General features: G+C 70.8%; 38 protein-coding genes and 1 tRNA gene. 18 read left to right on the forward strand and 21 right to left on the reverse strand.

Going from position 1 to position 25992, the window contains the following annotated elements; all coding sequences use genetic code 11:
- Positions 1–4 precede the first annotated feature (4 nt).
- The 11 genes from FJ658_RS00550 to FJ658_RS00600 all read right to left on the reverse strand — a co-directional run bounded on the left by FJ658_RS00550 (position 5) and on the right by FJ658_RS00600 (position 4871).
- Positions 5–340, reverse strand: a complete 336-nt coding sequence (locus FJ658_RS00550) for a DUF3140 domain-containing protein (RefSeq protein ID WP_141143433.1) — start codon at positions 338–340, stop codon at positions 5–7.
- A complete protein-coding gene (locus FJ658_RS00555) occupies positions 337–594 on the reverse strand; it encodes a hypothetical protein (protein WP_141143434.1) in 258 nt (85 codons plus the stop codon). Before FJ658_RS00555 ends, FJ658_RS00550 begins: the two co-directional genes overlap by 4 nt.
- Positions 595–648: 54 nt before the next feature.
- Complete coding sequence (locus FJ658_RS00560) at positions 649–1404, reverse strand: hypothetical protein (RefSeq protein ID WP_141143435.1); 756 nt, start codon at positions 1402–1404, stop codon at positions 649–651.
- 44 nt (positions 1405–1448) lie between these two features.
- On the reverse strand, positions 1449–1706 hold the full coding sequence (locus FJ658_RS00565; protein WP_141143436.1) for a hypothetical protein: 258 nt from the start codon (positions 1704–1706) through the stop codon (positions 1449–1451).
- Between the two features lie 174 nt (positions 1707–1880).
- Complete coding sequence (locus FJ658_RS00570; RefSeq protein WP_141143437.1) at positions 1881–2141, reverse strand: hypothetical protein; 261 nt, start codon at positions 2139–2141, stop codon at positions 1881–1883.
- Positions 2142–2458: 317 nt separating this feature from the next.
- Complete coding sequence (locus FJ658_RS00575) at positions 2459–2728, reverse strand: GlsB/YeaQ/YmgE family stress response membrane protein (RefSeq protein ID WP_141143438.1); 270 nt, start codon at positions 2726–2728, stop codon at positions 2459–2461.
- Positions 2729–2773: 45 nt separating this feature from the next.
- On the reverse strand, positions 2774–3181 hold the full coding sequence (locus FJ658_RS00580) for a hypothetical protein (protein ID WP_141143439.1): 408 nt from the start codon (positions 3179–3181) through the stop codon (positions 2774–2776).
- A gap of 8 nt (positions 3182–3189) precedes the next feature.
- A complete protein-coding gene (locus tag FJ658_RS00585) occupies positions 3190–3426 on the reverse strand; it encodes a hypothetical protein (RefSeq protein WP_141143440.1) in 237 nt (78 codons plus the stop codon).
- Positions 3423–3614 carry a hypothetical protein gene (locus tag FJ658_RS00590; RefSeq protein WP_141143441.1) on the reverse strand — a complete coding sequence of 64 codons (192 nt, stop codon included), beginning with the start codon at positions 3612–3614 and terminating at the stop codon, positions 3423–3425. The genes FJ658_RS00585 and FJ658_RS00590 overlap by 4 nt, the downstream gene beginning before the upstream one ends.
- A 63-nt stretch (positions 3615–3677) precedes the next feature.
- Positions 3678–4199: a MarR family winged helix-turn-helix transcriptional regulator gene (locus tag FJ658_RS00595; protein ID WP_141143442.1), complete on the reverse strand. Its 522-nt coding sequence runs from the start codon at positions 4197–4199 to the stop codon at positions 3678–3680.
- A 108-nt stretch (positions 4200–4307) separates the two neighbouring features.
- Positions 4308–4871: a MarR family winged helix-turn-helix transcriptional regulator gene (locus FJ658_RS00600; RefSeq protein ID WP_141143443.1), complete on the reverse strand. Its 564-nt coding sequence runs from the start codon at positions 4869–4871 to the stop codon at positions 4308–4310.
- A gap of 87 nt (positions 4872–4958) precedes the next feature.
- Between FJ658_RS00600 and FJ658_RS00605 the strand changes: the two genes are divergently transcribed.
- Positions 4959–5180 (forward strand): hypothetical protein, encoded by a 222-nt coding sequence (locus FJ658_RS00605; protein WP_141143444.1) that lies wholly within the window; start codon positions 4959–4961, stop codon positions 5178–5180.
- A gap of 1 nt (position 5181) precedes the next feature.
- Here the strand turns inward: FJ658_RS00605 and FJ658_RS00610 are convergent, their stop codons facing one another.
- Positions 5182–5658 carry a MarR family winged helix-turn-helix transcriptional regulator gene (locus FJ658_RS00610; RefSeq protein WP_141143445.1) on the reverse strand — a complete coding sequence of 159 codons (477 nt, stop codon included), beginning with the start codon at positions 5656–5658 and terminating at the stop codon, positions 5182–5184.
- Positions 5659–5799: 141 nt separating this feature from the next.
- Here FJ658_RS00610 and FJ658_RS00615 point away from each other — a divergent pair, with 141 nt between their 5' ends.
- Complete coding sequence (locus tag FJ658_RS00615; RefSeq protein ID WP_255447475.1) at positions 5800–6252, forward strand: MarR family transcriptional regulator; 453 nt, start codon at positions 5800–5802, stop codon at positions 6250–6252.
- Between the two features lie 3 nt (positions 6253–6255).
- Here the strand turns inward: FJ658_RS00615 and FJ658_RS00620 are convergent, their stop codons facing one another.
- Positions 6256–6600: a hypothetical protein gene (locus FJ658_RS00620; RefSeq protein ID WP_141143447.1), complete on the reverse strand. Its 345-nt coding sequence runs from the start codon at positions 6598–6600 to the stop codon at positions 6256–6258.
- 104 nt (positions 6601–6704) lie between these two features.
- Positions 6705–7766, reverse strand: a complete 1062-nt coding sequence (locus tag FJ658_RS00625; protein WP_141143448.1) for an NAD-dependent epimerase/dehydratase family protein — start codon at positions 7764–7766, stop codon at positions 6705–6707.
- A gap of 215 nt (positions 7767–7981) precedes the next feature.
- On the opposite strand from FJ658_RS00625, the gene FJ658_RS00630 reads away from it, so the two are divergent.
- From FJ658_RS00630 to FJ658_RS00680, 11 genes are all read left to right on the forward strand, one after another.
- Positions 7982–9157, forward strand: coding sequence for an alcohol dehydrogenase catalytic domain-containing protein (locus FJ658_RS00630; RefSeq protein WP_141143449.1), 1176 nt, complete (start codon positions 7982–7984; stop codon positions 9155–9157).
- Positions 9158–9188: 31 nt separating this feature from the next.
- Positions 9189–9500 (forward strand): ATP-dependent DNA ligase, encoded by a 312-nt coding sequence (locus FJ658_RS00635; RefSeq protein WP_141143450.1) that lies wholly within the window; start codon positions 9189–9191, stop codon positions 9498–9500.
- Between the two features lie 159 nt (positions 9501–9659).
- On the forward strand, positions 9660–9947 hold the full coding sequence (locus tag FJ658_RS00640) for a hypothetical protein (RefSeq protein ID WP_141143451.1): 288 nt from the start codon (positions 9660–9662) through the stop codon (positions 9945–9947).
- The gene (locus FJ658_RS00645) at positions 9944–12286 is read left to right on the forward strand and encodes a phosphoketolase (protein ID WP_219995676.1); all 2343 of its coding nucleotides are present in this window, start codon (positions 9944–9946) and stop codon (positions 12284–12286) included. Before FJ658_RS00640 ends, FJ658_RS00645 begins: the two co-directional genes overlap by 4 nt.
- 97 nt (positions 12287–12383) lie before the next feature.
- Positions 12384–13250 carry an NmrA family NAD(P)-binding protein gene (locus tag FJ658_RS00650; protein WP_141143452.1) on the forward strand — a complete coding sequence of 289 codons (867 nt, stop codon included), beginning with the start codon at positions 12384–12386 and terminating at the stop codon, positions 13248–13250.
- Between the two features lie 108 nt (positions 13251–13358).
- Entirely contained in the window at positions 13359–14468 is a 1110-nt protein-coding gene (locus tag FJ658_RS00655) for an FUSC family protein (protein ID WP_219995677.1), read from the forward strand.
- Positions 14465–14668 carry a hypothetical protein gene (locus FJ658_RS00660; RefSeq protein WP_141143454.1) on the forward strand — a complete coding sequence of 68 codons (204 nt, stop codon included), beginning with the start codon at positions 14465–14467 and terminating at the stop codon, positions 14666–14668. The genes FJ658_RS00655 and FJ658_RS00660 overlap by 4 nt, the downstream gene beginning before the upstream one ends.
- Positions 14669–14672: 4 nt before the next feature.
- On the forward strand, positions 14673–14849 hold the full coding sequence (locus tag FJ658_RS00665) for a hypothetical protein (RefSeq protein WP_255447476.1): 177 nt from the start codon (positions 14673–14675) through the stop codon (positions 14847–14849).
- 7 nt (positions 14850–14856) lie between these two features.
- Complete coding sequence (locus FJ658_RS00670) at positions 14857–15240, forward strand: DUF3253 domain-containing protein (RefSeq protein ID WP_255447477.1); 384 nt, start codon at positions 14857–14859, stop codon at positions 15238–15240.
- A gap of 126 nt (positions 15241–15366) precedes the next feature.
- On the forward strand, positions 15367–15600 hold the full coding sequence (locus FJ658_RS00675; RefSeq protein WP_141143456.1) for a hypothetical protein: 234 nt from the start codon (positions 15367–15369) through the stop codon (positions 15598–15600).
- Complete coding sequence (locus tag FJ658_RS00680; protein ID WP_255447478.1) at positions 15597–16076, forward strand: BLUF domain-containing protein; 480 nt, start codon at positions 15597–15599, stop codon at positions 16074–16076. The genes FJ658_RS00675 and FJ658_RS00680 overlap by 4 nt, the downstream gene beginning before the upstream one ends.
- A gap of 39 nt (positions 16077–16115) precedes the next feature.
- Here FJ658_RS00680 and FJ658_RS00685 read toward each other — a convergent pair whose 3' ends face one another.
- From FJ658_RS00685 to FJ658_RS00700, 4 genes are all read right to left on the reverse strand, one after another.
- Positions 16116–17297, reverse strand: coding sequence for an AI-2E family transporter (locus tag FJ658_RS00685; protein ID WP_141143457.1), 1182 nt, complete (start codon positions 17295–17297; stop codon positions 16116–16118).
- Positions 17298–17472: 175 nt separating this feature from the next.
- The gene (locus FJ658_RS00690) at positions 17473–17781 is read right to left on the reverse strand and encodes an EthD family reductase (RefSeq protein WP_141143458.1); all 309 of its coding nucleotides are present in this window, start codon (positions 17779–17781) and stop codon (positions 17473–17475) included.
- 28 nt (positions 17782–17809) lie between these two features.
- The gene (locus FJ658_RS00695; protein WP_141143459.1) at positions 17810–19246 is read right to left on the reverse strand and encodes an NAD(P)/FAD-dependent oxidoreductase; all 1437 of its coding nucleotides are present in this window, start codon (positions 19244–19246) and stop codon (positions 17810–17812) included.
- On the reverse strand, positions 19243–19812 hold the full coding sequence (locus tag FJ658_RS00700; protein WP_141143460.1) for a hypothetical protein: 570 nt from the start codon (positions 19810–19812) through the stop codon (positions 19243–19245). The genes FJ658_RS00695 and FJ658_RS00700 overlap by 4 nt, the downstream gene beginning before the upstream one ends.
- Positions 19813–19937: 125 nt before the next feature.
- Here FJ658_RS00700 and FJ658_RS00705 point away from each other — a divergent pair, with 125 nt between their 5' ends.
- From FJ658_RS00705 to FJ658_RS00710, 3 genes are read left to right on the forward strand one after another with little or no spacing between them, the layout of a single operon-like run.
- Positions 19938–20531, forward strand: a complete 594-nt coding sequence (locus FJ658_RS00705) for a TetR/AcrR family transcriptional regulator (protein WP_141143461.1) — start codon at positions 19938–19940, stop codon at positions 20529–20531.
- A 37-nt stretch (positions 20532–20568) separates the two neighbouring features.
- Positions 20569–20730 carry a hypothetical protein gene (locus tag FJ658_RS15920; RefSeq protein ID WP_181408266.1) on the forward strand — a complete coding sequence of 54 codons (162 nt, stop codon included), beginning with the start codon at positions 20569–20571 and terminating at the stop codon, positions 20728–20730.
- A gap of 41 nt (positions 20731–20771) precedes the next feature.
- Positions 20772–20978: a hypothetical protein gene (locus FJ658_RS00710; protein ID WP_141143462.1), complete on the forward strand. Its 207-nt coding sequence runs from the start codon at positions 20772–20774 to the stop codon at positions 20976–20978.
- 379 nt (positions 20979–21357) lie between these two features.
- Here FJ658_RS00710 and FJ658_RS15925 read toward each other — a convergent pair whose 3' ends face one another.
- The 3 genes from FJ658_RS15925 to FJ658_RS00730 form a co-directional block, all read right to left on the reverse strand.
- Entirely contained in the window at positions 21358–22731 is a 1374-nt protein-coding gene (locus tag FJ658_RS15925; RefSeq protein WP_181408267.1) for a hypothetical protein, read from the reverse strand.
- 43 nt (positions 22732–22774) lie between these two features.
- A tRNA-Ser gene (locus FJ658_RS00725) sits at positions 22775–22863 on the reverse strand.
- A 68-nt stretch (positions 22864–22931) separates the two neighbouring features.
- The gene (locus FJ658_RS00730; RefSeq protein WP_141143465.1) at positions 22932–24224 is read right to left on the reverse strand and encodes an LCP family protein; all 1293 of its coding nucleotides are present in this window, start codon (positions 24222–24224) and stop codon (positions 22932–22934) included.
- Between the two features lie 191 nt (positions 24225–24415).
- Between FJ658_RS00730 and FJ658_RS00735 the strand changes: the two genes are divergently transcribed.
- A complete protein-coding gene (locus FJ658_RS00735; protein WP_141143466.1) occupies positions 24416–25507 on the forward strand; it encodes a DNA glycosylase AlkZ-like family protein in 1092 nt (363 codons plus the stop codon).
- A 107-nt stretch (positions 25508–25614) separates the two neighbouring features.
- Complete coding sequence (locus FJ658_RS00740; RefSeq protein ID WP_141143467.1) at positions 25615–25989, forward strand: VOC family protein; 375 nt, start codon at positions 25615–25617, stop codon at positions 25987–25989.
- The last annotated feature ends 3 nt before the right edge of the window (positions 25990–25992 follow it).

The following is a 25992-nucleotide window of genomic DNA, read 5'->3' on the forward strand; positions in this document are numbered from 1 at the left end:
CGACTCACTTCTTCGGGTCGTGCCCCCAGTTCATGAGCGAGTAGCGCCAGGGCGTGTCGGTGACGTCGCCCGAGGGCCGCTGCTTGCTGTGCCGGGCGACGTAGCCGACCACCTTGCGCATCCAGGCGATGTCGTCGCGGGTCAGATCGCCCTTGTGCTTGCGCAGCAGAGTGACGATGCGACGTCCGGAACGATGACCCGTCGACTCGCCGTCGTCCTTGTCGCCGACGCTCTTCGACTCGTCGGTGTCGAGCCACTCCTTCAGCTCGGCCGGCGCCATGTTGACGGCATCGCGCCAGTCGTCCCAGACCTCGGCGAGCTCATCATCGCGCTCGGTCATGCCGAGGCGCCGGGCTCGGCGTCGTCAATCTCGGCGACGGGTTGCTTGTCGCCCTCGCCGGCGTCACGGTCTTCGCTCTCGTCGACCGCGACATCCAGGCCGGCCTGGTGCTCGCGCACCGCGCGGTCGATGTCGGCGCCCGCCGTGTCGCCGCGGTGGTCGACGGCGATCTGCTCCTCCAGGCCCTCGCGCTTCTGGGCCGCGGTCGCCTCGGTCGCGCCGTCCATGATGGGTTGATTCTGTTCGTCGGTCATGCCGGTCTCCTCGTGCTCTCGTCGTGCGGTGCTGCTCGTCGTGCGGTGCGCCGCTCAGCGCAGCCGCTCGGGTATCTCGCCGTGGTCGGGGGCCAGATGCTCGAGCACCCGGTGCCAGTGGTCGATGATCGGCCGGTCGGAGTTCGTCAGCACCGCACGAGCGTGCCTGAGGTGCCGCCGGAACCAGCGCGAATCCGCCTCGCCCGAGCTCAGCGGATCGCGGCGGTGCACGAGCAGCGTCTCGGCGTCGATGCCGCGCATCCCCGCCGCCCAGTCGCGCGGCAGCAGAGCCCGGGCATCGGCGATGCGACCGGCCGCGCCCTGCTCATCGGCGGCGTCGATCGCGTGCTGGCGACGTCGCAGCGTCGCCGGGTCGTCGCCGATCTCGATCGCCGGGTCGTCGCGCTCGGCCACCGCGAGGGACGCGAGGCGGCGCGGGCTCGGCGTCTCCACGATCACGAGGCGGTCGACCCGTGCTCCGAGCCGCGCGGCGAGCGCGATCGCGAAGGCACCGCCGCCGCCCCAGCCGAGCACGCCGATCGTGTCACGGTAGGCCGCGGGGGCCTTCTCCGCCGCCTCTCTCAGGTCGCTCTCGACGGCGGTGCCGACGTCGTCCGCCCACCGCGCGACCGAGGGCGCTTCGCCCTCGGGCCACGGATCGGACGCGGCGTAACCGGGCCGGTCGTAGCCGAGGATGTGCACACCCCAGTGCTGCGTCAGCAGCGGGTCGGGGTCGAATCCACCGGCCATTCCGAGCGGATGACAGGTCACGACCAGCCGCCGCGAGATCGGGTCGCCGAGACCGCTCACCCCGGCTGCTCGACCGCTGGGCAGCTCGACCCGGCGCGCTGAGGTCACGCCGACGGCCCGGTGGCGCTCTGCTCGGGATCGGTCTGCGGCTCGGGTGGCTCGTCCGGCGAGTCCGGCAGCTCGCCCGGCCCGAGCGGATCGATCGGCTCATCCGGAGCACCGGCGGAGCTGACGTCCGGCGGGTTCGCGTCCGGCGGCACGATGGATGCGGCCGTCGCCGTTCCGCTCGGTCCGATCGTTCCGCCGGCCGCGACGCCCTGCGCTGCATCCGCCAGACGTTCGAGGTCGCTCTCGTCGGTCATGGTCGTCCTCCGTTCCCCGGAGTCGACGCCGACGGATCCGTTGCGGCGCGCATCCGGTCTTCTCAGTGCACCCCGCGGTCAGCGTGAGCGCCCGCGCGCTTCGGCAGACGCACAGGCGACGCGGATCCGGCTCGCGGTCTCAGCGCTCGCGGCCGCTGCGCTCGCAGCCGATCGTCACTCCATGTCCTTCGCCGTCGCGACCCGGTTGCCCTCGACGAGCTTGTCGGGATGGGGCTCCGAGCGCTCGACCTCGGGACGCTTGTTCTCGGGCACCTCGACATCTGCGCCCGTGCCGGCGCCGTCGGCTTCGCTCGTGGGCGCCAGGGTGTCATCGTCGAGCGCTGCCGACTCCGGCAGCGCATCCGAGGGGCGCGAACTGGCCGTCATGCCGGAGTCGTCGCGATCGGGAGCGGGGGTTCCGTCGGTCGAGGTCATGCGGCGACGCTAGGCCCGCTCGCGACGCGGGTTGTCGATGCCCGGTCGCCGTCCAGCTTCGACGCCACGTCTCCCGCGGGGGGGTCACTCGCTCGGCTGGTCGCTCGGTCGACTGCTCGCTCGATGAACAAGCGACCAGCGAGGCTAGCGGCGAAGAGGAGAGACCACGGGCGTGGCGAGGCCGACACGACGAAGCGGACCCCGTCGGCGACGGGATCCGCTTCGATGGTCACACGCTCGCGGCGGTGTCCGCGGCGAGCAGCTCGCTGATGTCGATCGGCTCGGTCGGCGGGAGCGCCGACGCCGATCCGGCCTGCTCAGGCACGCGCACCGCGACGGCCGACGATGAGGCCGTAGACGAGGAGCACGATGATCGCTCCGACGATGGCCGCGATCCACGCGCTCAGCGAGAAGAAGCTGGTGTAGACGTTCTGATCGAAGAACCCGGCGATCCACCCGCCGACCATGGCGCCGATCACGCCGAGGATCAGCGTCACGATGATGCCGCCCGGCTGCTTGCCCGGCAGGATCAGCTTGGCGATGGCGCCGGCGATGAGGCCGAGGACGAGGAATGCGATGAAGCTCATGGGAGCGTTCCTTTCAGAGGGGTCGGGTCGGGGAGGAGAGGTTCGTCAGCTCGCCGCGGCGAGCGGCACGACCGACTCGGAACGAGCGGCGGGGGCCGAAGCGCCGCCGACGCGGGCGTGGATCGTGTCGGCATATCCACGCAGCACGCCGATCTGGCGCAGCTTGCGCATCCGCGCTGAGATCCGGTCGAGGTAGGCGGCGTCCGCCGGAACGGTCGCGCCGTTGCCGAGCTGCAGAGGCAGGGTGTTGGTGATCTGATCGGCGTGCATGAGGGTGAGCTGGATGCGCTCGAAATGCTCAAGCGCCTGGCCGACGCTCTGCGCCCATCCCGAGAATTCGTCGTCGGCGCCGGCGACGAGCTCGCCGCGGTCGCGCAGTGCTTCGAGCTGCAGAGCGGCCACCGCCAGGTTGCCGTAGGCGCACATCATGGTGCGGTCGGCTCGGGGGCTCATGTGGATGCTCATGCGATCACTCCGTCGGCGTAGGTGTCGAGCACCGCGCGGGCGGCGCTGCGATGGTCGGGGAAGACGTCGATCCGTCGGTCGAGGCGGTCGCGGGCGTCGTAGCCGTCGGGCGTGCGCTGCACGAGCCCGATGTGCTCCGCGCCGCCACGCACGGTGGCGACCCAGAGAGCCGAGTCGACGTGCTTCCAGCGTCCCGCGATGACCGCGTTCGGCTGGGCGATGGCGGCGCTCATACGCCCAGCACCAGCAGGAGGCCGGTGGCGGACGCGGCGAACGCCGCGACGCCGGCGACGGCGGCGCTCGCGATGAGCGCGCGATCACGGCCACGGGGGCTGGGAACGAGCGGAGGCAGCTGGTCGGCTCGACCGCGGTGCGCGACGAGTGCGACCGGGACCGCGGGGCCTTCGACGGTGAGTGTCATGGCGTCCTTTCGACGTCACGACGTTACAACTAGTTAGGCGAACTAGTCAAATCGCTAGTTTCTCTAACTACGTTGCTGTCGAAGCAGTTGCGCACGAGCCGGTTCGGCCCGTGAGTCCATCGCGTCCAGCTCATCGGCGAGCGCGCGGAGGAAGATGCCGATCGCCTCCTCGTGGCCCGGAGCGATGCGGGCCACCGCGCTGGCGACGGCGGATTCGAGCGGGCTGTCAGCGGCATCCTGCGACGGCACGATGAGCTTCTTGCGAGCATCGTCGGGATGCGGCACCCGCGTCACCAGGCCGGCGGCGGCGAGTCGGTCGACGATGGCGACCCCAGATGGCGAGGACACGCCGAGATAGGTGGTCACATCCGTGCTCGTCGACGGGATGCCCTGTCGTCGTCGTTCGTAGAGGAACGAGAGCGCGGCCTGATCGGTGACGCCGATGCCCGGCGCAGCCTGGTTGCGACGCAGATACTGACCATACGAGCGCAGCAGCGCGCCCGCCTCGAGCGAGAGCGTGCCCGCGACGCCGCGATCGGCTTCATCGCCCTGATCGGCGCCGGTGTCTCGAAGTACGTCGCTCATGACCTCTCCGCTCGCTTCGACTGCCGTCGATTATCGAGGAGTCGGGGATGTGTCGACAACTTCTTCAGCGCGCGTCCGAGATTCGACCACGAGGCATCCAGGCGGCGATCAGCGCGCGGTGGGATCTCCGGCATCCTCGCCGTCGTTCATCTGACGCACGACGTCGCGCAGCTCCTGATCCAGATCCTCGGTGTCGGACACCGCGTGGATCATCCCGCTGAGGAACCGCGCGACCACCGCCAGCTCGTCCTCGACGAGCTCATCGGTGATCTGCACCATGCGCTGATGCATCCGCCCGAGCGTCTGCCGCACCTCGGCGTCGGTCTCGACGGTCGGCACGATGACCTGCATCCGACGATCCGTGGGATGCGGGGCCCGGGCGATGTGGTGACCGCGCTCGAGTCGGTCGACGAGCGCCGTGGTCGAGGCCGAGCTGATGCGCAGCAGCGCGCTCAGATCGCGGGCCGTCATGACGCGGCCTTCCTTCTCTGCCTTGAGCAGGTAGCGCAGGGCCAGCAGGTCGGTCTCGCCCATGCCCATCGAGTCGCGGGTGCGGCGGCGCATGTCGGCCTCGGCCTGCCGGTACTGACGCATCAGATTCAGCACGTCGACGCTGGTCGCGCGACGATGCTCGTCGTACCAGTAGCCGGAGCTGGAGTGATCGTCGGTCATCAGTGCGATTCTAGAGACGCGTAGAGCGATCCCCTCGCCCGGCTAGCTAACCCCCGCCCGGTCCCGCGCACCGTCTAGGCTCAGGGCATGACGACGGCCGAATCCTACGACGCAGCCGCCGCCCGACTCTCGGCGCAATACCCCCAGCTCACCGCGGGCCGCATCCTCGGGATCATGTCGGAGGAGCACGATCTCCTCCTCGGCTTCGACCCCGCCGACGTCATCGCGCCGATCGTGATCGAGGCCACCCTCGAGCGCATCCAGATGGAGCTCGATCGGATCGTCGGTCCCGACGAGCTCGCAGGCTGACTCAGCGACAGTCCTCGTCCACGGCGACGACGACGCGGCGCAGGAACGACGCGACGATCCGCGCCTCATCACCCGAGAGACTCTGCGCGATCCCGCGGATCTCCGTCGTCAGGGGATCGACCAGGTCGGGATCGTCATTGCGGTCCACCGGCACGACGAGTTTGCTGCGTCGATCGTCGGGATTCGCGCGCACCTGGAGCAGCGACGCCGCCTCCATGCGCTGCAGCAGCTTCGTCGTGGATGCGGTCGTGATGCCGAGGTGATCGGCGAGCTGCTTCGGTGTCGTGGTCTCTCCGGCATCGGAGCGCTCGAGCACGAAGCGCCAGGCCTGGCGGTCGGTGTCCGACGGGCCGCATCGCGACTGCCGGCGGCGCGCGAGGTGAGCCTCGGCGCGCCGGAGCTCCTCGGCTGCCCAGGCTGCGTCGTCGATCGCGTCGCTCTCGCGGCGGGGCGTGGTCGCGGATGAATCGATCGACATGAGCCGAGTCTTCTCTGCGAGGGAATGCGCGGACGTGGACTCCGAGGCGACGGCCAGGCGCCGCCTCGCGCGCTCACCGCATCGGCGCTGGACTGAAGTCGGATCGGGATGGCACCGCCGCCGGGTCATAACATCGGAGTCGTGCCCGCCGAGCAGCCGACGACGAGCGCCGCGACACGGCGCCTTCTCGAGCTGCTCGACGCCCACGCGGAGTCCCGCGCCGCGGCGCTCATCGCCGCCCGCGAGAAGCTGGCGATCACGCAGATGGACGCCCGCGCCCTGGAGTTCATCGCCCGCCATCCGGGGATCCGGCCGTCAGGCCTGCGCGAGCACCTCCACATCACGTCCGCGAGCGTCTCGACTCTCACCGATCGCCTTGTGCGGCGCGGACTCGTGCGACGCGACCCCGATGAGGAGGATCGTCGAGCGACGCGGCTCACCGCCCTGATCGACTGGAGCGCCGATCCGTGGAGCACGCTCTCGGCGCTCGACAGCCGACTGGAGCGAGCGATCGCGCAGGCGGATCCCGCCGACGTCGACCGGGCCGCAGCCCTGCTCGAGACTCTGCTCGATGCCGTCGACGACGGCCGCTGACGCTCAGGAAGGATGCGCCCCGAGATAGGTCGATGACTTGGCCTGGAGGAAATCGCCCAGGTTGGCGACGAGGCGGAGTCCCGACGACATCCTCGCCACACCCTCGGGCGTCAGCGAGAACGCCTCTTCTCGACCTTCGAACGTCACGGTCCACGCGGGGTCGCGCGGAGCAGACGGCTGCAGGTAGATCACCGTCGACGCGTCGTCGAGCATCACCGTGATCAGCCCGGTGTCCGACCCGTCCGAGCCGTCCTGGTCGATGACCCTGATGACCCCTCCGACACCGCGCCCGCTTGCGGCGAACTCGGCCACCCACCCCTCGAGCAGAGGCTTCGTGCGAAACGGCATGACCAGCCTCCTCACGCGCCGCACCGCGACGCCGGCGTCAGTATGTCGCACCCGAGGCGGGCTCCGCGCAGGGGTGACAGGAGTCGACTGAACTGGTATGAGGGCTAGAGCTCTGTCCCGCCGGGGGCTGTCTCGGATGTCAGAGCGTCCTGCTCGGATCGGTGCGGCGCGAGAGAGGCAGAAGCCCGCTCCCCCGCACCGTCGCGCATCCCGTCCAGCAGCTCACGCAGCGCATCGCGCGCGTCGACGCGCGGCGTCCAGCCGAGCTCCGTCCGGGCCCGCGCCGTCGACATCCGGGGCACCTGGGCTGCCAGATCGATCCATCCCGGCGCCGTCGGCTGCAGACGGAGCCGCCAGGTGAGCGCGGCGAGCGCGCGCAGCACCGACAGCGGAAGCGGCACGCGGCGACCGCCGAGCAGTCGCGCCAGACCGGCGGGGCGGATGCCGGGCTCGCCGGCGAGATTGAATGCGCCGGTCGCGCGCTGCTCGACGATGCGGGCGACCCCGTCGGCGAGGTCGTCGGCGTGGATGACCTGCAGGTTCAGCTGCGCGGGCAGCGGGACGAGCGGGGAGCGGACGCGGCCGATGAGGGTCGGCGGCACGGCGCCGACGAACAGGCGCGTGATCTCCGACGCGGCGGCGCGCTGGAAAACGAGTGCGGGCCGCACGCGAGCGACCCGGATGTGCGGATGCTCGGCCTCGAAGCGATCGAGGAGGCGCTCGACCTCGACCTTGTGGCGGGAGTACGACGAGGTCGGGATGCCCGACGTGGGCCACTCCTCGTCGACAGCCGGTTCGACCGGCCCCGCGGAATAGGCGCCGACCGACGAGATGACGACCACCTGCGGCACCCGGGCTGCTCCCGCCGCTCTCAGCACGACCTCGGCTCCGTCGACGTTGGTGCGGTGCAGCTCCGCCTCGTCGCGCTGGGGCTGCAGCTTCCAGGCCAGATGGATCACGGCATCCGCGCCGGTCAGCAGCGGCACGAGCAGACCGTCGGCGGCATCCGCGGCGAGATCGATCTCGTGCCACTCCGCGCCCGCGTAGGGGTGCTCGTCGCGCGGCGCCCGCCGCGAGACGCCGATCAGCTCGTGCCCCTCGTCGACCAGCCGTCTGAGGATGGCCGTGCCGAGGTTGCCCGTCGCGCCGGTGATCACGATCCGCATGTCGCTCCCTTCGATCCGCATCCCAGTCGAGCGCATCGGGTGCGACGCGCACCGCTCCATTCGGGCGGCGTTCAGCAGACACCGAGTCGGCGTGATGCGGCGGACGCCTCGCGGGCGCGTTGCGCGTCCCGATGTCGATGGCAACCCCCTCGGCGGCAGCGCTCGACCGGATTAGCCTCGGTCGCGACCCAGCCGCCCCGCGGAAAGGAGACCGCATGCGAGCCCTCACCTGGCAGGCCGACCGCGAGGTCAGCGTCGAGACCGTCGAGGATGCGCGCATCCTCGAACCCACCGATGCCGTCGTGCGCATCACGTCGACGGCGATCTGCGGCAGCGACCTGCACCTCTACGACGTGCTCGGGCCGTTCCTCGACAAGGGCGACGTGCTCGGCCACGAGCCCATGGGCGTGGTCGAGGACGTCGGCTCGGCGGTGACGCGCATCAAGCGCGGCGACCGCGTCGTCGTGCCGTTCGTGATCGCATGCGGCGAATGCTGGATGTGCCGGCACGGCCGCAGCTCGCAGTGCGAGACGACGCAGCAGCGCGAGACCGACTCGGGCGCGGCGCTCTACGGCTACACCCGCCTCTACGGCTCGATCCCGGGCGGACAGGCCGAGGCCCTGCGGGTGCATCGCGCCGACGCGAATCTGATCGTCGTCGGCACCGATCTCCCCGATGACCGCTACCTGTTTCTCAGCGACATCCTGCCGACCGCCTGGCAAGGCGTGCAGTACGCGGATGTGCCCGAGGGCGGCACGCTCGCGATCGTCGGGCTCGGTCCGGTCGGCCAGCTCGCCGTGCGCATCGGCCACCACCTCGGCTACCGGGTGCTGGGCGTCGACCCGGTACCGGAGCGACGAGCGATGGCCGAGAAGCATGGCGCCGAGGTCTACGACGGCGACGGCGAGATCGCGGCCGAGCTCCGCAAGGTCACGAACGGACGCGGCCCGGATGCGGTGCTCGACGCCGTCGGCATGGAGGCGCACGGGAGCGGCATCGCCTCGTTCCTGCAGAACGCCTCCACCGTGCTGCCCGCCCCGCTCGGCCGCGCGGTCGCGCAGACCGCCGGGGTCGATCGCCTGGCGGCGCTCGAGCTCGCCATCGACGCCGTGCAGCGCGGCGGCACGGTCTCGCTCAGCGGCGTCTACGCCGGGGCGAAGGACGCGCTGCCGATGCTCTCGATGTTCGACAAGGGGCTGACGCTGCGCATGGGTCAGTGCAACGTGCATCGTTGGCGCGACGAGCTGCTGCCGCTCGTCGAGGACGAGCGCGACCCGCTGGGCATCGACGACCTCGTCACGCACGAGGCCTCGCTCGAGGAGGCTCCTGAGATGTACGAGGTGTTCAAGCAGAAGGTCGACGGCTGCGTGAAGGTCGTGCTGCACCCCTGACCCTCGCGAGTCGTCACCCTAAACTCACCCCATGGGTCGACTCAGGTACGGTGCCCGCGGTACGACGGTCACCATGGACGACAGGATGCTCGCGCACGTGCAGGCGGTGACGGTCGCTCGCCTCCGGCGCAACGAGCCGTTCCAGCTCGCCTGGGATGAGCAGGTCAGACACGGCAGCGGCCGCCGGGCGATCTGGATGGCGCCGTCGGTCGAGCTGCTGTGGGAGTTCGACGGAGGCTCCGAGCCGGAGCTCGATCGCGAGCTGCTCGAGACGATGATGCAGAAAGCGGGTTCGACGGCCGGCCTCCACGTCGACCACCACGCGCACGTCTCGTCGCTCTGAGCGAGTCGCCCTCGCGACGCATCCGATCCGAGCACCTCGCACACCAGCCGGACGCGGGCTTAGGCCGGGCTGGACGTCTCGTCAACCCGGTGCCGCATCCCGGCGATCGGGTGAATCGTGGGTGAGATGAAGCGGATCACCTACGCCGGAGCCACCTTCGTGACCACCGACCGCGTCGCCGACGAGCTCGCCGCCTTCGCGGTCGAACTGGCCAATGCCGGTCACGCGGACTCGATCGCAGTCCCCGGCATCACCGCCGACGGCGAGCGCTCCGACTTCACGCTCGTGATCGGGCCGGCGAGTCAACTGGTCGTCGACGACCTCACGGGACCGTTCGCGTTGACGGCACCGGAAGCAGAGGAACTGCTGCACGAGCGCCGGATCCGGTCGTTGCGTGGGCCCGGCAGCTCCGGCGGGTCCGGTGCGACGGGCGGAGCGTCCGCGTGACCGCGAGCGGACCGGTGACCCTCGATGCCGTCGACGCGTGGTGGCGCGCGGCGAACTACCTGTCGGCCGCGCAGCTGTACCTGGTCGACGACGTCCTGCTGACGCGACCGCTGGAGCAGCGCGACGTGAAGCGCCGCCTGCTCGGGCACTGGGGAACCGTGCCGGCGCTCAATCTGGTCTACGCCCACGCCAGCCGGGCCGTCATCGACCACGACCTGGAGGCACTGTTCGTCTGCGGTCCCGGGCACGGCGGCCAGGCGATGCTCGCGAACGCCTGGCTCGACGGATCCCTCTCGCAGCTCGAACCGGAGACGTCGCGTGACGCCGAGGGCATCGCCCGGATGTGCCGCCGCTTCTCCTTCCCGGGTGGGGTCGCCTCGCACGCCGCACCGACCACGCCCGGCTCGATCAACGAGGGCGGCGAGCTCGGCTACTCGCTCGCCCACGCCGTCGGCGCCGCACTCGACGACCCCGAGCTCGTGGTGTTCTGCGTCATCGGCGACGGGGAAGCCGAGACCGCCACTCTCGCCGCCAGTTGGCAGCTGCCGCGGCTGCTCGACCCGGAGCACGACGGCCGCGTGGTGCCCGTTCTCAACCTGAACGGCTGGAAGATCGCGAACCCGACCCTGCTCTCGCGCATCCCCGAGGAGGAGCTGCGGGCTCTGCTGCACGGCGGCGGGTGGGAGCCCCTCTTCGTCGACGCGACAGCCGACGAGCCGGCGTCGGCCGTGCATCCGCGGCTCGCAGCGGCCATGGATGCCGCCGTGACGCGACACCCGGCCCGCGGCGAGCGCCGCCCGATGATCGTGCTGCGCACACCCAAGGGCTGGACGGGCCCGGCCGAGGTCGACGGCGAGCCGGTCGAAGGCACGTGGCGGTCGCACCAGATCCCTCTCGACGGCGTGCACGACGATCCGACGCGGCGCGCGAAGCTCGAGGCGTGGATGCGGTCCTACCGGCCCGAGGAGCTCTTCGAATCAGACGGACGGCCGATCGATCTCATCGAGAGGCTGCGCCCGGCCCCCGAGCGGAGCATGAGCGCCTCACCGCGCGCGAACGGCGGCGTGCGGACTCCGCTGGACCTGCCCGACACCTGCACCGCCGCCGCGGGCGTGGACTCGCGCCGGGACACGCGCGCCAGCGCGACTGGGACCGCCGGACCGTGGCTGGCCGACGTGATCCGCCGCAATCCCGATTCGTTCCGGCTCTTCGGTGCCGACGAGGTCGAATCGAACCGGCTCGAGGCGGTGCTCGACGCGTCACCGCGACAGTGGGCGGCGCGCATCGAGCCGATCGATGAAGGCCTCGCGCCGCACGGGCGCATCATCGAGCTGCTGAGCGAGAACCTGCTGCAGGGTCTGGCCGAGGGATACGCGCTGACCGGACGGCATCCCCTCTTCACCTCGTATGAGGCGTTCATCCACATCGTCGACTCGATGTTCAACCAGTACGCGAAGTGGATCGAGAGCGCACGCGACGTCGCCTGGCGCGAGCCGCTGCCCGCTTTCACGTACCTTCTGAGCTCGCACGTCTGGCGGCAGGACCACAACGGCTTCTCGCACCAGGACCCCGGCTTCCTCGACGTCGTCGCCGACAAGCGGGCGGAGCTCACCCGCATCTACCTCCCCGCCGACGCGAACACCCTGCTCGCCGTGCTCGAGCACGCCCTGCCGTCGCGCGATGTCGTCAACCTGGTTGTCGCCGGCAAGCACGAGCAGCCGGCCTGGCTCGACCTCGTGGAGGCGCGCGACCACCTCGAGCGGGGAGCTTCGGTCTGGCCCTGGGCCGGCAGCGACGGCGAGCCGGATGTCGTGCTCGCCTGCGCCGGCGACGTGCCGACGATCGAGGCGGTCGCGGCCGCGCAGCTGATCCGCGACGAGGTGCCGTGGCTCGATGTGCGCGTGGTCAACATCGTCGACCTGATGCGGCTCGTCTCCGACGACCGCCACCCGCACGGCATGTCGGAGGCGGACTGGCAGCGGCTGTTCCCGATCGACGTACCCGTCGTGTTCGCGTTCCACGGCTATCCCGCTCTGGTGCACCGCCTGCTGCACGGCCGCGAGCAGACCGAGCGGTTCCACGTGCACGGCTTCCAGGAGAAGGGCGCCACCACGACGCCGTTCGACATGCTCATGCTCAACGATCTGGACCGCTTCACCCTGGCCGCCGACGCCGTGCAGCGCGCGGTCGGCACCGGGTCGCCGGATGAGCCGGCCGCGGGCGCGGATGTCGTCGCCGGGTGGATGCGCCGCCGCGACCAGAACCGCGAGCACGCCTACCGCGAGGGCGTCGACCTGCCCGAGATCGAGGAGTGGCGCTTCAGCGTTCGCGAGCCGTGAGCGGCCGTTCGGCTCGCTCGCTCCCGAGCTCTCCCGATCGCACCTCGCTCCGACCCGACCGCATCACCCCGACCTCACCCGACCCGAGAGGACGACCATGACCGACATCCTGCTCACCGGCGCTTCCGGCTCGACCGGAGGCGCGATCGCGCAGGCGCTCACCGAACGCGGCGAGACCTATCGCGCCCTCAGCCGCCGCGATCGGCTCGCGCTGCCCGCTGGCGGAACGCACGTGCGCGCCGACCTCGACGACAAGGCCGCGCTCGCGGCGGCGCTCGACGGCGTGAGGGCGGCGTTCCTCGTGACGCCGTCGACCGAGCAGGCCGAATCGCAGCAGCGGAGCTTCATCGACACGGCGGTCGCCGCCGGGGCCGAGCACATCGTGCTGCTGTCGCAGTTCGCCGCCGCCGCCGAGTCGCCGGTGCGATTCCTGCGGTACCACGCGGCCGTCGAGGAGCATCTGTCGGCGAGCGGCATCGGGGCGACCATCCTGCGGCCCAACCTGTTCATGCAGGGTCTGCTGATGTTCGCCGACCAGTTGCGCGAGGGCATCCTCGCGGCGCCGATCGGCGACGCGTCGGTCAGCGCCGTCGACGTGCGCGACATCGGCGCCGTCGGCGCAGCAGCTCTCACCGGACCACCGCGCGGCGTGCTCGAGCTGACCGGACCCGCGGCGCTCACACACGCCGAGATGGCGCACGAGCTCGCCGCGGCGAGCGACATCCCGATCCGGTTCGCGGATGCGCCGCCGGCGGAGTTCGCCGCCGCGCTGCGCGGGCTCATCCCCGACTGGCAGGTCGAGGGTCTCGTGGAGGATTACGCGCACTACGCCGCGGGCGAGGCGTCACGCGTCGGCTCGGGGGTGCGCGACGTGCTCGGCCGCGATCCGCTCGACTTCTCGCGTTTCGCCGTCGAGGTGGCAGCACCCGTCCTGTCGGAGTCGCCGGACTCGCATGGCGAGTGAGCGGCGTCGCACGGTGCGGACCCGGTGAACGGCGCGATGGACGGCGCACGACGACACGGCGGGATCCGACGGCTGGTCGGCCGGTCGCGCGCCGCCGCGGTCCGCGCGGTGGGCGGCGAGCGGCTGCTGCTGGCCGCGAAGACCGCCGGGGCCGCGACGGCAGCCTGGGCGCTCGGCCATCAGCTGCCCGGACAGCTCGACGACTACGCCTACTACGCGCCGTTCGGCGCCGTCATCGCCATGACGCCGACGCTCATCAGCTCGGCGCGCTCGACGCTGCACACGGTGGCGGGCACGGCGGTCGGCATCCTGCTCGCGTGGGCGCTCTTCCTGCTGCACGCGCCGGGATGGGTCGCAGTACCGGTCGCGGCCGCGGTGGGCGTGGTCGTCGCCGGGCTCTTCTCCCCCGGGCCCGCGCGTGACTACGTGCCCGTCGCCGCGCTCTTCGTGCTGACCGTCGGAGGCGCCGACGCCGGCGACTACTCGATGGGCTACCTGCTGCAGCTGGCGCTCGGGATGCTCACCGCGCTCGTCGTGAACCTGCTCATCCCCCCGCCGTCGGGCGTGCGCGAGGCTGCCACGTCGGCGGAGCGCCTGCGCGGTGAGGTCGCCGCCGTGCTGCGGACTGCGGCCGACGCGACCGAGAGCGCCGACGACGAGAATCCCGAGATCGGCGCGACGGCGAGAGTGCGCGTCGCGCTGGATGCCGCGCAGGACGCGCTCTCGTGGGCGCAGGAGAGCGCGCGGGGCAACGCGCGCGGCTTCCTGAGCCGACGCCGGCTGGCGTCTGAGCGCCGGCAGCTGATCGCGCTGCAGCGCATCGCACGGCGCACCGAGGAGCTCGTCGACTTGCTGACCCCCGGTCCGGCGGCGGATCGCGGTCTGCGCGACCTCAGCGACCCGGTGCGCGCGGAAGCCGCGGTCGCGATCCGATTCGCGGCCGACGCCGTCGAGCGCTGGCCGGATGATGAGGAGAATGCCGCCGAGGTGCGCGCCCGGGTCGACGATCAGCTGGCGCGACTCGCTGAGGCCGCACGTCGCAGCGACGACGGCGATTCCGATCGACTGGTGGGCATGACGCTCACGACCCTCCTCGGTCGCATGTCCGCCGGTGCCACCACGCCCCGCGGAGTGACACCTCCACGCTCGATCAGAGCCGAGCGCGTCGCAGCCCCGAGGTGCTTATCGTCGGATCGGACAGAGAGGCGAGACCCATGAGCGACCCCACCCCCGACCGCACCGACACCGACGCCGACGCCGTCGACGACGCATCCACCTCGGATGAGGTCACCGAGCCGAACCCACCGCTGCCCCAGCTCTACGGTCGCGACATGCAGGGGCACGACACGGCGGCCGCCGAGCGCGGCGAGGACGTCGCGCGAGCCGATCTCGAGCCCGGTGATGACGAGGCCGAGTGATCCCGTGAGCGATGAGATGAGCGACGACGAGAAGCGCCACGACCAGCTGACGCGCGCGCCGAAGTCCGACGAGTCCGATGCGGCGCCGCGCATCGAGGTCAGCGACGGAGACGACGGGCGCACCCGCATCGACGTGGCGGAGACGGCGGCGGTGCGGCCGGGCAACCCGGACAAGCAGTAGCGGGGCTGTGGGACGCCAGCGCGATGTCGCCGAGCGCACCGAATGTGTGTGCGCTCGATGCGGGCGGCGGATGCCGGCGGGCGCCGGTCCGCATCGGCGATGGTGCTCAGAGCGGTGCCGGCGCCAGAAGCTCACGGACCTCGACCGGCGGATCGAGGCCGAGCTGCGTGCACGGTTGGACCGTCTCGCGTCGGGCGCGACGCTCTGTCCGAGCGAGGTCGCGCGCGCCGTGGCCGGCACGGATTCCGAGGAATGGCGCGAGCTGATGGAGCCGACCCGCCAGGCCGGTCGTCGCCTGGTCGCGGCCGGCGTCGCCGAGATCACGCAGCGCGGCCAAGTCGTCGACCCCTCGACGGCGCGGGGGCCGATCCGCATCCGTCGCGCCCGATAGACGAGCGACATCTCCGGCAGTCGCGGGCTCCCGTCCCGCCGACATCCGATTCGCTGAGAGCCGCATCCGCGGGGCCGCCGTCGCGCCGATACTGAACCGCCAGCCCTGCGATCGAAGGAGTCATCGATGGTCGCATCCGACACCGGAGACGGTGCCCTCATCTGGTCTCGCGTCGAACCCGGCTTCTACGTCGGCAGCCGCGGGGGCGAGTTCCTCGGCTACATCGATCGCCGGCCCGATCGCGGGTACGTCGCGTTCGACCTCCACTCCAGCGAGCTCGGCGCCTTCGACTCGCGCGACGACGCCATCGCCGCGGTGGAGTCGCAGACCTCGCGCCATTCGAGCGGGGCCGAGGCGTGAGCGAGCGCGACATCTTCACGTCGCTCTACTCGAGCAACGCCACCGCGCCGATGACCTCGTCCGACCTCACCGCACTGCTCGAGCAGAGTCGCGCCGCCAATCGAGACCGCGCGATCACCGGCATGCTGCTCTACGACCGAGGTCGGTTCATCCAGATCCTCGAGGGGCCGATGGATGCGGTCCGCGACCTCCTGGATCGCATCCGCGAGGATCCGCGCCACAGCGGCATGCGCGTGCTCATGGACGAGGTGATCGACCGTCGGCAGTTCGCCGAGTGGTCGATGGGCTTCCTCCCCGCCCCCGACGCCGACGGCCCGCCTCCCGAGGGATTCCGTGACACCTTCGCGGACCTGGATGCCGCGGACGGCTACGCCACTCACCGCGCGGCCCGCGAGCTGAGCATGTGGTTCCGCGTGCGTTCGGGCGAGACGGCGACGCCCGCCCGCGCGCGGGTCGCCGCCGAGCCGCAGGGCTGAGCCGCAGCGCGACGCGACCGCTTCCGCCGCGCTCGCCGATCATCGGTCGACCATGCGCTCCGGGCGCTTCTTGCGGGCGAACTCGACCGGTCGATCCTCGCCGTTCCAGACGCCGACGACCTTCCAGGCGACCGCGGTGAGCGGAACCGAGAGGATGGCGCCCACGATGCCGCCGAGCACGGTTCCGATGGTCAGGGCGATGAGGATCACCATCGGATGCAGGCTCAGCGTGCGCCCCATCACGACCGGCTGCAGGAAGTTGCCCTCGAGCTGGTTGACGATCACGACGATGATGACGACGATGAGCGCGGCGAGCGGCCCGGACGTGACCAGCGCGACCAGGGCGGCGACGATGCCGGCCGCGGTCGCGCCGACGATCGGGATGAACGCGGCGATGAACACGACCACCGCGATCGGCAGCACGAGCGGGACCTCGAGGCCGAACAGGTTCATGATCAGCAGTCCGCCGCCGATGCCGATCGCATCCACCAGGGCGACGGTCGCCGTGCCGCGCACGTAGCCGCCGAAGGTCCCTACCGCGACCTCGCCGATACGGCGCACGCGGCGGTAGCCCGCGCCCGTGAACGGCCGGCAGAGGAAGTCCCAGATCATGGGCCCGTCGCGCAGGAAGAAGAACAGCGCGACCACGAAGACCGCGAGCCCGGTGAGGAAGTTCCCGGCCGCCGAGACGCCGGCCAGCGCGCCCGTGCCGAACTGCGACGAGGTGACGAAGTCGAGGGCCGCCTGCTTCGCATCCTCGATCTGGGCGTCGCTGATGTCGAACGGCAGGTTCGTCACCAGCGAGGTCAGCTGCTTCGCGCCGTCCGCCGCCGAGTCGGCGAGGTCATCCCACTGGTTCTCGACGGCGAGCACGATGGCCCAGATGAGGCCGCCGACGACGATGACGGCGGCCGCGAGCACCGCGAGCGTCGCGACGATCGAGGGCCAGCCGTGCCGACGCAGGAACGAGACCAGCGGCGCCAGCGCCGACGCGATGATGAGCGCCAGTAGCACCGGGATCACGACGACGGTCAGCTGACGCAGCGCGATGACGATGAGCGACACCACGGCGAGCACGAGCAGCAGCTGCAGGCAGCGGATGCCGAGGCGGCCGAGGCTGTCGGACCAGATGGTGCGCTGCTCGCGGGGCTCCCCCGACGGATCGCTCGGCGGGACCACGCCTCGGCCAGCAGGGGATGCGGGGCGGAGGAACAGGGGCATGGCTCCTCCTCGTCACCGCGCCGACGCGCGGTTCGGGTTCCACCCTGGCAGAACGACGAAACCCCCTGCTCGGCAGGGGGTTTACGCGGCCGCTTCGGGCATCGAGCTCTCGGACGAGGTGCTCGCGGCCGTGGATGCGGCGCTCGGCGACGCGCCGGGCGCGCAGCCGGGACGGCTAGGCGGTCTCGACGTCGAGGAAGAGGCCGGTGATCTTGCCGTCGGTCGCGACGACGACCGCGCCGAAGAAGGCGCCGCCCTCCGCAGTCGCCGTCGCTGCGGAGGCCTCCTCGTAGCCGTCGAAGCTCAGCGCCAATGTGCGGTAGGCCGGAGTGGCCGTGCCGTCGTCCTTCGGCCAGACGCGACTCGACTCGAGTCCGCGCAGTCCGGGCAGGGCTCGCGCCGCTTCGAGGATGCCGGGCAGGGCGGCCTCGAAGGCGGCCGGGTCGTCGAGGTTGTCGATGATGATCTCGACCTTGGTGGTCATGATGGTTCCTTTCGTGGGCGGGTGGGTGTCAGTCGGCGGCGGTGACGCGCTGCGGGCGGCCGTAGGCCTCCAGCAGCCGCAGCCAGATCTCGCTGATGGTCGGGTAGGAGGGCACGGCGTGCCAGAGACGATCGATCGGCACTTCGCCGACGATCGCGACCGTCGCGGAATGCAGCAGTTCGGCGACGTCCTGGCCGACGAAGGTGGCGCCGATGACGACGCCACGGCTCTCGTCGACCACGAGCTTCGCGCGCCCCGTGTACCCGTCGGCGTGCAGTTTCGCGCCCGCGACCCAGCCGAGGTCGTACTCGACGGCGCGCACGTCCAGCCCGCGCTCGCGGGCCTGCGCCTCGGTGAGCCCCACGCTGGCGACCTCGGGATCGGTGAACACGACGTGGGGCACAGCGGCGTGGTCGGCGGTGGCGACGTGGGCACCCCAGGGAGCGTCGTCGACCGGCTCGCCGGCCAGCCGGGCGGCGATCGCCTCGCCGGCGGCTCTGGCCTGGTACTTGCCCTGATGGGTCAGCAGGGCGCGACCGTTCACATCGCCGACCGCGTAGAGCCAGTCGGTGCCCGCGACGAGCATCGTCTCGTCGACCGCGATCGCGGTGCGCGCATCCAGTCCGACCACGTCGAGACCGAGATCGCCGGTGTTGGGGCGACGCCCCGTCGAGACCAGGATCTCGTCAGCCGACACCTCGGCACCGGTCGAGAGCTGGATGCGCACGGTGCCATCGGCATCGCGATCCACTCGCTCGAAACCCACGCCGATGCGCACATCGATCCCTTCGTCGGCTGCCGCGGCCGCCAGCAGTTCGCTCACGAACGGCTCCTCGCGGTCGAGGAGACCGTCACGGGAGAGCAGAGTCACTCTGGAGCCGAGCGAGGCGAAGGCGAAGGCGAGCTCGGTGCCGGCGACGCCGCCGCCGACGACGACGAGTCGCGTGGGGACGAGCTGCGACTCCGTCGCCTCGCGGGTGCCCCACGGCGCCGCTTCGGCGAGACCGGGGATCGGCGGCAGAACCGGCACGGAGCCGGTCGCGATCGCGACGGCCGCGGCGGTGTAGACGCGGTCGCCCACGCTCACCGCGCGCGGTCCGGCGAGTCGCCCGCGCCCGCGGATCAGCTCGATTCCGACCGAGTCGAGCCAGGCGACCTGGCCGTCGTCCTTCCATCCGCTCGTGAACTCGGTTCGTCGCGCCAGCACGGCCGCGACATCGAGGCCGCCGGTGATGGGTTCCTTCGATCCGGCGAGGCGGCGGGCCGCGCGCAGCGCATGCCCGCTGCGCAGCAGAGCCTTCGACGGCATGCAGGCCCAGTACGAGCATTCGCCGCCGACCAGTTCCGATTCGACGATCGCGACGCGCAGGTCGTTCCCGGCGCGCACAGCGTAGTCGGCGATGTTCTCGCCCACCGGACCGGCGCCGATCACGATGAGGTCGTAGTCGTACTCCGTGGCGCTCATGCGTGCTTCCGCAGCAGAAGGCTGAGCCGGATGGCGGCGATCAGGAAGAAGATGCCGCCGAGGATCGCGTAGCCGCCGACGCCCATCGCGCCGGTGCCGCCGCCGATCCCCTGGAAGAAGAAGCCGAGACCGGCCGGGATGGAGATGACGCCGCTGATCACGAGCGGGATCTGGCCACCTGCGCGGCGTCGCAGCAGGGCTGTGAGCAGCTGCGCGATGCCGGAGACGACCGCCCAGGCACCCCAGACGGCGAGCACCGCGGAGACCGAGACGGCCGAGGCCCAGCCGAGGCCGATCGCGGCGACGATGCTCATGACCACGTTGAGCCACTCGGCCGCTTTCGAGGACGAACCGGCGGGCGCCGAGCGCAGCTGCCAGATGACGGCGGCGGCGTCGACGAGCGGGTACACGATCAGCAGTGTGGTGAAAACGGGTCCGGGGGCCGCACCCGTGGCGAAGATCCCGATCGCCCAGATCAGCGCGAAGGCGAAGCGGATGAAGTAGAGCCTCCGAAGGGCGGGGGCGAGAGGCGGCAGCGTCGAGCTGCCGGCGGTGGAGTCAGTCATGAGTTCCTTCTCTGGGATGAGGTCCGATCAGATGATCGCGTTGTAGAGTTACTAGTACGTCTACACGAGGACCATAGACTGCATTCCGGCACAATCGCAAGGGCGACGCAGAATCGAGGCACCAGATGAACGCCGACACGACCGCCGCCGCGCCCTCGCCGACGCGGGGCACCGCGACACGAGAGCGGCTGCTCGACGCCGCCGCCGAGCGCTTCTACGCCCAGGGCATCCGGGCCACGAGCGCCGACCGCATCATCGACGATGTCGGCGTGACGAAGGTCACGTTCTATCGGCACTTCCGCACCAAGAGCGACCTGGTGGTCGCCTACCTCGAGCGCCAGTCCGCCGCCGAGCGCGCGTGGATGCTGTCGACGCGTCAGCAAAGCGACCCCCGTGGCTCACTGCGCGAACTGGCGACGGGGATCGGCGAGGCCAGCTGCCAGGCCGGGTTCCGCGGCTGCGCCTTCATCAACGCGGCCGCCGAGTTCCCCGACGCCGACGACCCGGTGCGCGCTGTCGTCGCCGCGCACCGATCGTGGATGCGGGATCAGTTCGCCGAGATCGCCGCCGAGGCGGGCGCATCCGACGCCCGAGCGGTGGCGGACCAGCTGATGCTGCTGCGCGACGGCGCCATGGTGAACGGCTATCTCGCGCACCCCGAGTCGGTCGCGAGCACGCTCGGGCGGGCCTTCGAGGCGGTCATCGACGAACGCTACTGAAGGCGCTCGCCGGGGATCAGCACCAGGCGAGCCGAGCGTGCACGTCGGCAACCAGCCGACGTGCGGTAACCACGTGCATCATCAGGTGGCCGCGGCCTTCTTCGAAGGCGCTGCGTGGGGACTTCTGGCCGGCGCGATCGGAACCTTCATCGGAGGAATGAAGGGCAAGGTCGCCTCCATCATCATCGGTCTTGTCTAGGGGCTCGGGGTCGTGAACGTCCAGCCAAGGAGATCAAGGTCGTGACCGTCACTGGACCCCTCGTATTCGGCAGCGTCGGTCTCGTCATCGGCGTCGCGTTCGCGATCGCCGCGGCGACACTCTCTATCCGCCACCACGGGCTCGGGAACCAGCAGTGGGCACCACGAGCCAAGGGGCTGACCATTGTTGCGTGCGTCGTGCTCGGAGCGACACTGGCCATCACTGGATTCTGGCTGTATGCGCTCTAGACGGAGCAGCTCGGCCCCACACAGAGAAGCGCAGAATCTCCGATCCTTGCGGCGACCGCGAAAGACTGAGCGACCGCGAAAGACTGGTCGACTCCTGAGATGAAAACGTTGCGACCAGCCCTCGCGATCGCAATCGGATGTGTCCTCTTTGTGGTCGGATGCGTGCTCGTTTTCAGCGGACACGCCAGCGGTCCGATCATCACGCTGGCCATCGCGAGCGTGATGCTGGGCACCGCGCTTGTCATCCTCGGCGCACGCGCGAGCAGGCGGAACTCGCTAGCGGCTCAACCGGCGACTCTGGGCGCTTGAGGTAAAGTCCCGCGCTGATGCGCTGGTCACCGTTGTTCACGGTTCCGCGGACGTCCGGCGTGCCAGGCGGCTAGCGCTCGCGCCCGTCACCGTGACGCCCGATCTCAAGTTCGCGCTGCTCCTGAGCGGAGCGCTGCTGCTGATCACGGACCTGCTGTTCCCGCTGGCGGCGGTCAGCCTCGCGTCGCTTCAGCGACTGGTCGTTGGAACGCGCTGCATCTCGTTCCTCCTCAGCCGAAGCGAACGGACGGTCCGAGGTCGAACCATCGGGGCGGCGGACGTACTTGAGGGGCGCGCGAGTCTCCTCGTCGCGCTGCAGTCGCGATGGCGGCCGCGACGGGCCGGCGTCGGCGCGCAGTGCGGGGTCACGCTCCGCGAGACGGGCGCGCACCGCCGTGAGGTCGGCCACGGTCTGATCCGCATAACGCTGACGCGCGGACTCCTCGAGCGGGGTCGCCGTGGTGAGTTCGGCGGCCTTGTGCAGGGCGGTGACGCGCTCCTGCAGCCGGTCGGCGACGTCGTTGCCGCGCAGCTTGACCGGGATCGCCTCGGTCTCGTTCGGGTCGATGCGGTACTTCGCACGGAGGAGGTCGATTTCCGCCGCGGTGTGGTGCCATTCGAACATCCGCCGCGGATGCGCCGGCACGTCGCCGAGGTCCTGTGTCCATGCGGGCCGTTCGAGGGCGAGGGCGGCGCCGCGCTCGCGCATCCGCGCGCCGATGTACTGGTGGCGTTCGGCGAGCTGTTCCCGCCATTCGGCGGGCAGCTGCTCGTCGTGGTGGCGGCGCCCGTCGGCGACCCATGCGGGGACGGTGTCGATCGCGGGGCGGTCCATGATCGACACGGCCGGCTCGCCGCGCTTCGCGAGCGCGACTTCGATGCGGTGCTGCAGCACGGCGGGCACATCTTCGACGGTGTCGAGCTCGCGCAGGTCGCGCGCCTGACGGAGCGTCTCGATCGGGTCGTGGCCGTGGTCCTCCGCATGCCGGAGCGCGGCCGCGAGGGCACCCCACGATTCCTGCTGCTCGAGCGCGGTCGCCCAGTCGGCGCCGAGAGCGGTGGTGGTGGTGCGGCCGGCGCGGATCTTGTCGGCTTCGGCGACGATGTCGGCGTGCTCGTCGACGAGGGTGACCAGGTCGTCGACGCGGGTCTGCTCGGCGCGGATGGTCTCGTGTGCGGAGAGCAGCCGGTCGGAGTTGTTGGCTCCAAGTCCTGGTGGCTGAGCGCACTGAAGGAAGCTGAGCTCGGTCACAAGTCCGCCGCAATGACACTCGACATCTACGCGGACCTCTTCGAAGACGATCTGGACGGCGTCGCAGAGGCGCTGGAACTGGCAGCCATGGAAGTGCGTCGATAGCCCCGCAGGCTCATTAGGCCCGCACTCGCTCACCACAACGGTGGGCAAGATGTGGGCAACAGCCCGGCGAAGGTCGCCGCACAACAACGAAACCCCCTGAAAATCAGGGGGTTTCGGGACGTGGTCTGTGCGGAGACGGCGGGATTTGAACCCGCGGTCCCCTTGCGGGGACTCCACCTTAGCAGGGTGGTGCACTCGACCGGACTATGCGACGTCTCCTGGCGAATCGCCTCGGCCATCATAACCGCACGCGGGCACGGCCCGAGAACAGCGGATGACCGCGCGACTCAGTTGTTGGCGTGACTGCAGGTCTGCTGCGCCGCCGTCTGCCCCTTCAGGCCGGAGATGACCTCCGGTCCGTCGGTCGCCGCCGGGTCGGACGCCGTGTCGCTGGGCGTGCCCGATGCAGGAATCGAGGGGTCTGACGACGGAGTGCCGGTGGCCGGCGCATCCGGATCGGCGACCGAGCCGCCGAACCCGGTGTCGAGCGCCTCCGAGTCGAGAGCGATCGCCCGGTCCTCCTGCAGCGCCGCGAAGAGCTTCGTCGCGGCGTACTTGTTCGGCTGCACCTTGCCGGCGTAGATGCCGGTGCCCCCGGTGGTGCCGGGATACTGCACGAAGGTGATGCGGTCGAGCGAGATGTTGCGCATGGCCTTGGCGATCGACACCATCGTGTCGAGCTGGGCGAGTGAGGTCGAGAGCTTCATGTGCTCCGAGGCGCCCTCGGCGATCTGGTAGAGCTTGCCGACGTCGCCGAGGGTGCCCTCGCTCGTGAGCTTGCGCGCGAGCGCCGACATGAACACCTGCTGCGAGCTGATGCGCCCCAGGTCGCTGCCGTCGCCGACGCCGTGGCGGGTGCGGACGAACTGCTGGGCCTGAACCCCCTGGATCGTGTACTTTCCGGCGGCCGGGAAGGTGAGCCCGGTGTACTTGTCGTGCACGGGACCGTCGACGCAGACCTCGACGCCGCCGACGATGTCGGACATGTCGATCACGCCCTGGAAGGTGATGACCGCGGCGAAGGGGATCTCGAGGCCGGTCAGGTCGGAGACGGTGTCGGTGACGCACTTGAGTCCGCCGTAGTAGTAGGCCTCGTTGATCGGGCGACCCGACATGGCGCTGCTCTTGGTCTTGCCGTCTTCCGACGTGCACGACGGGATCGGCACGATCAGGTCGCGCGGAAGGCTGACCGCCGTCGCCGAGGTGTGATCGGCTGAGACGTGCAGCAGGATGTTGACGTCGTTCAGGGTGCCGTCGCGCTTGCCATAGATGTCACCTTGCGACGGGTCGTTGTCGACGCCGACGAGCATGATGTTGAAGCCGCCGTCGAAGTCGCCGATCTGGGGCAGCTTCTCGCCCTTCTCGCCGATGTCGACCGCGTTGGCCTGCACCTGGCTCTGGATGCGCCAGAACGCGATGCCGGCCAGCGAGACGCCGGCGACCATCACCACGGCGAGCGAGATCGCGACGAAGGCGGCGATGCTGCGGCCGAGCCGGGCCCGGCGGAGTCGGCCGTGGTTCATGGCCGGGGCGGTCGTGTCGGCGCCGGAGGTGCTCCGGTTTCGGCGCGGCTCGCTCATGGCGATGGTCCTCTCAGTCGGTCGGCTGCGGGGCGGGTGGATGCGCATCCCGAACAGGATGCGGAACCCGGTTGACACGGCGGGCGGTAGCGCACGACGCCGAGGTCGAATGCTCGATGATACTTCGACACCCTCGTATCTCCTGGGAGCGCGGTGGCCATCGCGTCGGCGGCAGGGCGTAGCTTCGCGGCATGACGGTGCAGCTGACCCGCGATCAGGCGCGGCGGATCGCCGTGCGGGCGGCGCGGCTCGACGCCGAGCCGGTCGCCGACCTCGACGCGCTCGCGCACGACCTGGACTGCGTGCGGGTCGAGCTCACGTCGATCGTCGCGCCGGCCGCCGAGCACGTGGCGCTCTCGCGGCGCATTCCGGGATTCCGGCCCGCCGACCTCGATCGGGCGCTCGCGAACGGGCGGCTGTTCGAGCGGGGCTGGATGCTGCGGCCGATCGACCGGCTCCCCCTCTTCCTGGCCGGGATGCGCACCTGGCTCGACCGCTCGGGATCGCGCGGGTGGGTGGAGGCGAACGCGACGTTCCGGCAGCGCATCCTGGATCGGCTCGGCGACCTGGGTCCGCTGACCTCGCGCGATGTGCCCGACGAGGCGACCGTGCCGTGGCCGTCGTCGGGGTGGACGAACGACCGCAACGTGACGAAGATGCTCGACTGCCTGCACATGGCCGGCGACCTGGCGGTGGTCGGCCGCGTCGGGCGGCTGCGCGTGTGGGACCTGGCGGCGAACGTGCTGCCGCCGGTCGCCGAGGTGCCCGCCGGCGAGGCGCGACGACGCCGCAGCGAAAACCTGCTGCGCGCCTTCGGCGTCGCGCGCGACAGCATCGCCATCGTGCCGAGCGAGCTGCACGGCTTCGACCGCACGGTCGGAGTCGCGGCCGAGATCGAGGGCGTCGCGGGGCGCTGGCGCGTCGATCCGGCCTATCTCGACGGCGACGAGCGGGACGGCTTCTCGGGCCGCACGGTCGTGCTCTCGCCCTTCGACCGCCTGCTGAGCGACCGTGTGCGGGTCGAGCGGCTGTTCGACTTCGACTACGCGCTCGAGATCTACAAGCCGCAGCGCACCCGGCGCTGGGGCGACTTCGGGCTGCCGGTGCTGCACGACGAGCGGCTGGTCGGCAAGGTGGATGCGCGGGCCGACCGCGACGCGGGAACGCTCACGGTGCACGCCGTGCACGAGGACGATCGCTTCTCACCGGAGATGCGCGACGGGCTGGATGCGGAGCTCGAGCGCTTCGCCCGAGGACTCGGGCTGGCGCTGCGGCGCGCGTAGGCGGACGAGCGGGAGCGGCGGGAGCGGCCTGGGCGACCCTCGACGCCGGTGTCGGTGGCGCGGAGGAGACTCGCCGCATCCCCTCCCCCGACTCGCAGGAGCATCCCATGTCGTTCGCGTCCATCCGCATCGTCACCGACGACCTCGACCGGCTCGTCGCCTTCTACGAGCTCGTGACCGGCGAGACGGCCGCGCGGCCGGCTCCGGTCTTTGCCCAGTTCGGCGCCAGCGCGCCCGCGCTCGCCCTGACGACCCCGGCGACCGTCGCGATGCTGGGCGCCGCGACGCCCGTCGCGGGCGCGAACAGCTCGGTCATCGTCGAGTTCGAGGTCGACGACGTGGATGCGCAGTTCGCGCGCCTGAGCGACCAGCTCGACGACATCGTGCTCGAGCCGACGACCATGCCGTGGGGCAACCGCTCGACCCTGTTCCGCGACCCCGACGGCAACCTCGTGAACCTGTTCAGCCGGCCGGCCGGCTGAGCA

The sequence above is a fragment of the Schumannella sp. 10F1B-5-1 genome, from assembly GCF_006517535.1.
In the GTDB taxonomy this organism is placed as follows: domain Bacteria; phylum Actinomycetota; class Actinomycetes; order Actinomycetales; family Microbacteriaceae; genus Schumannella.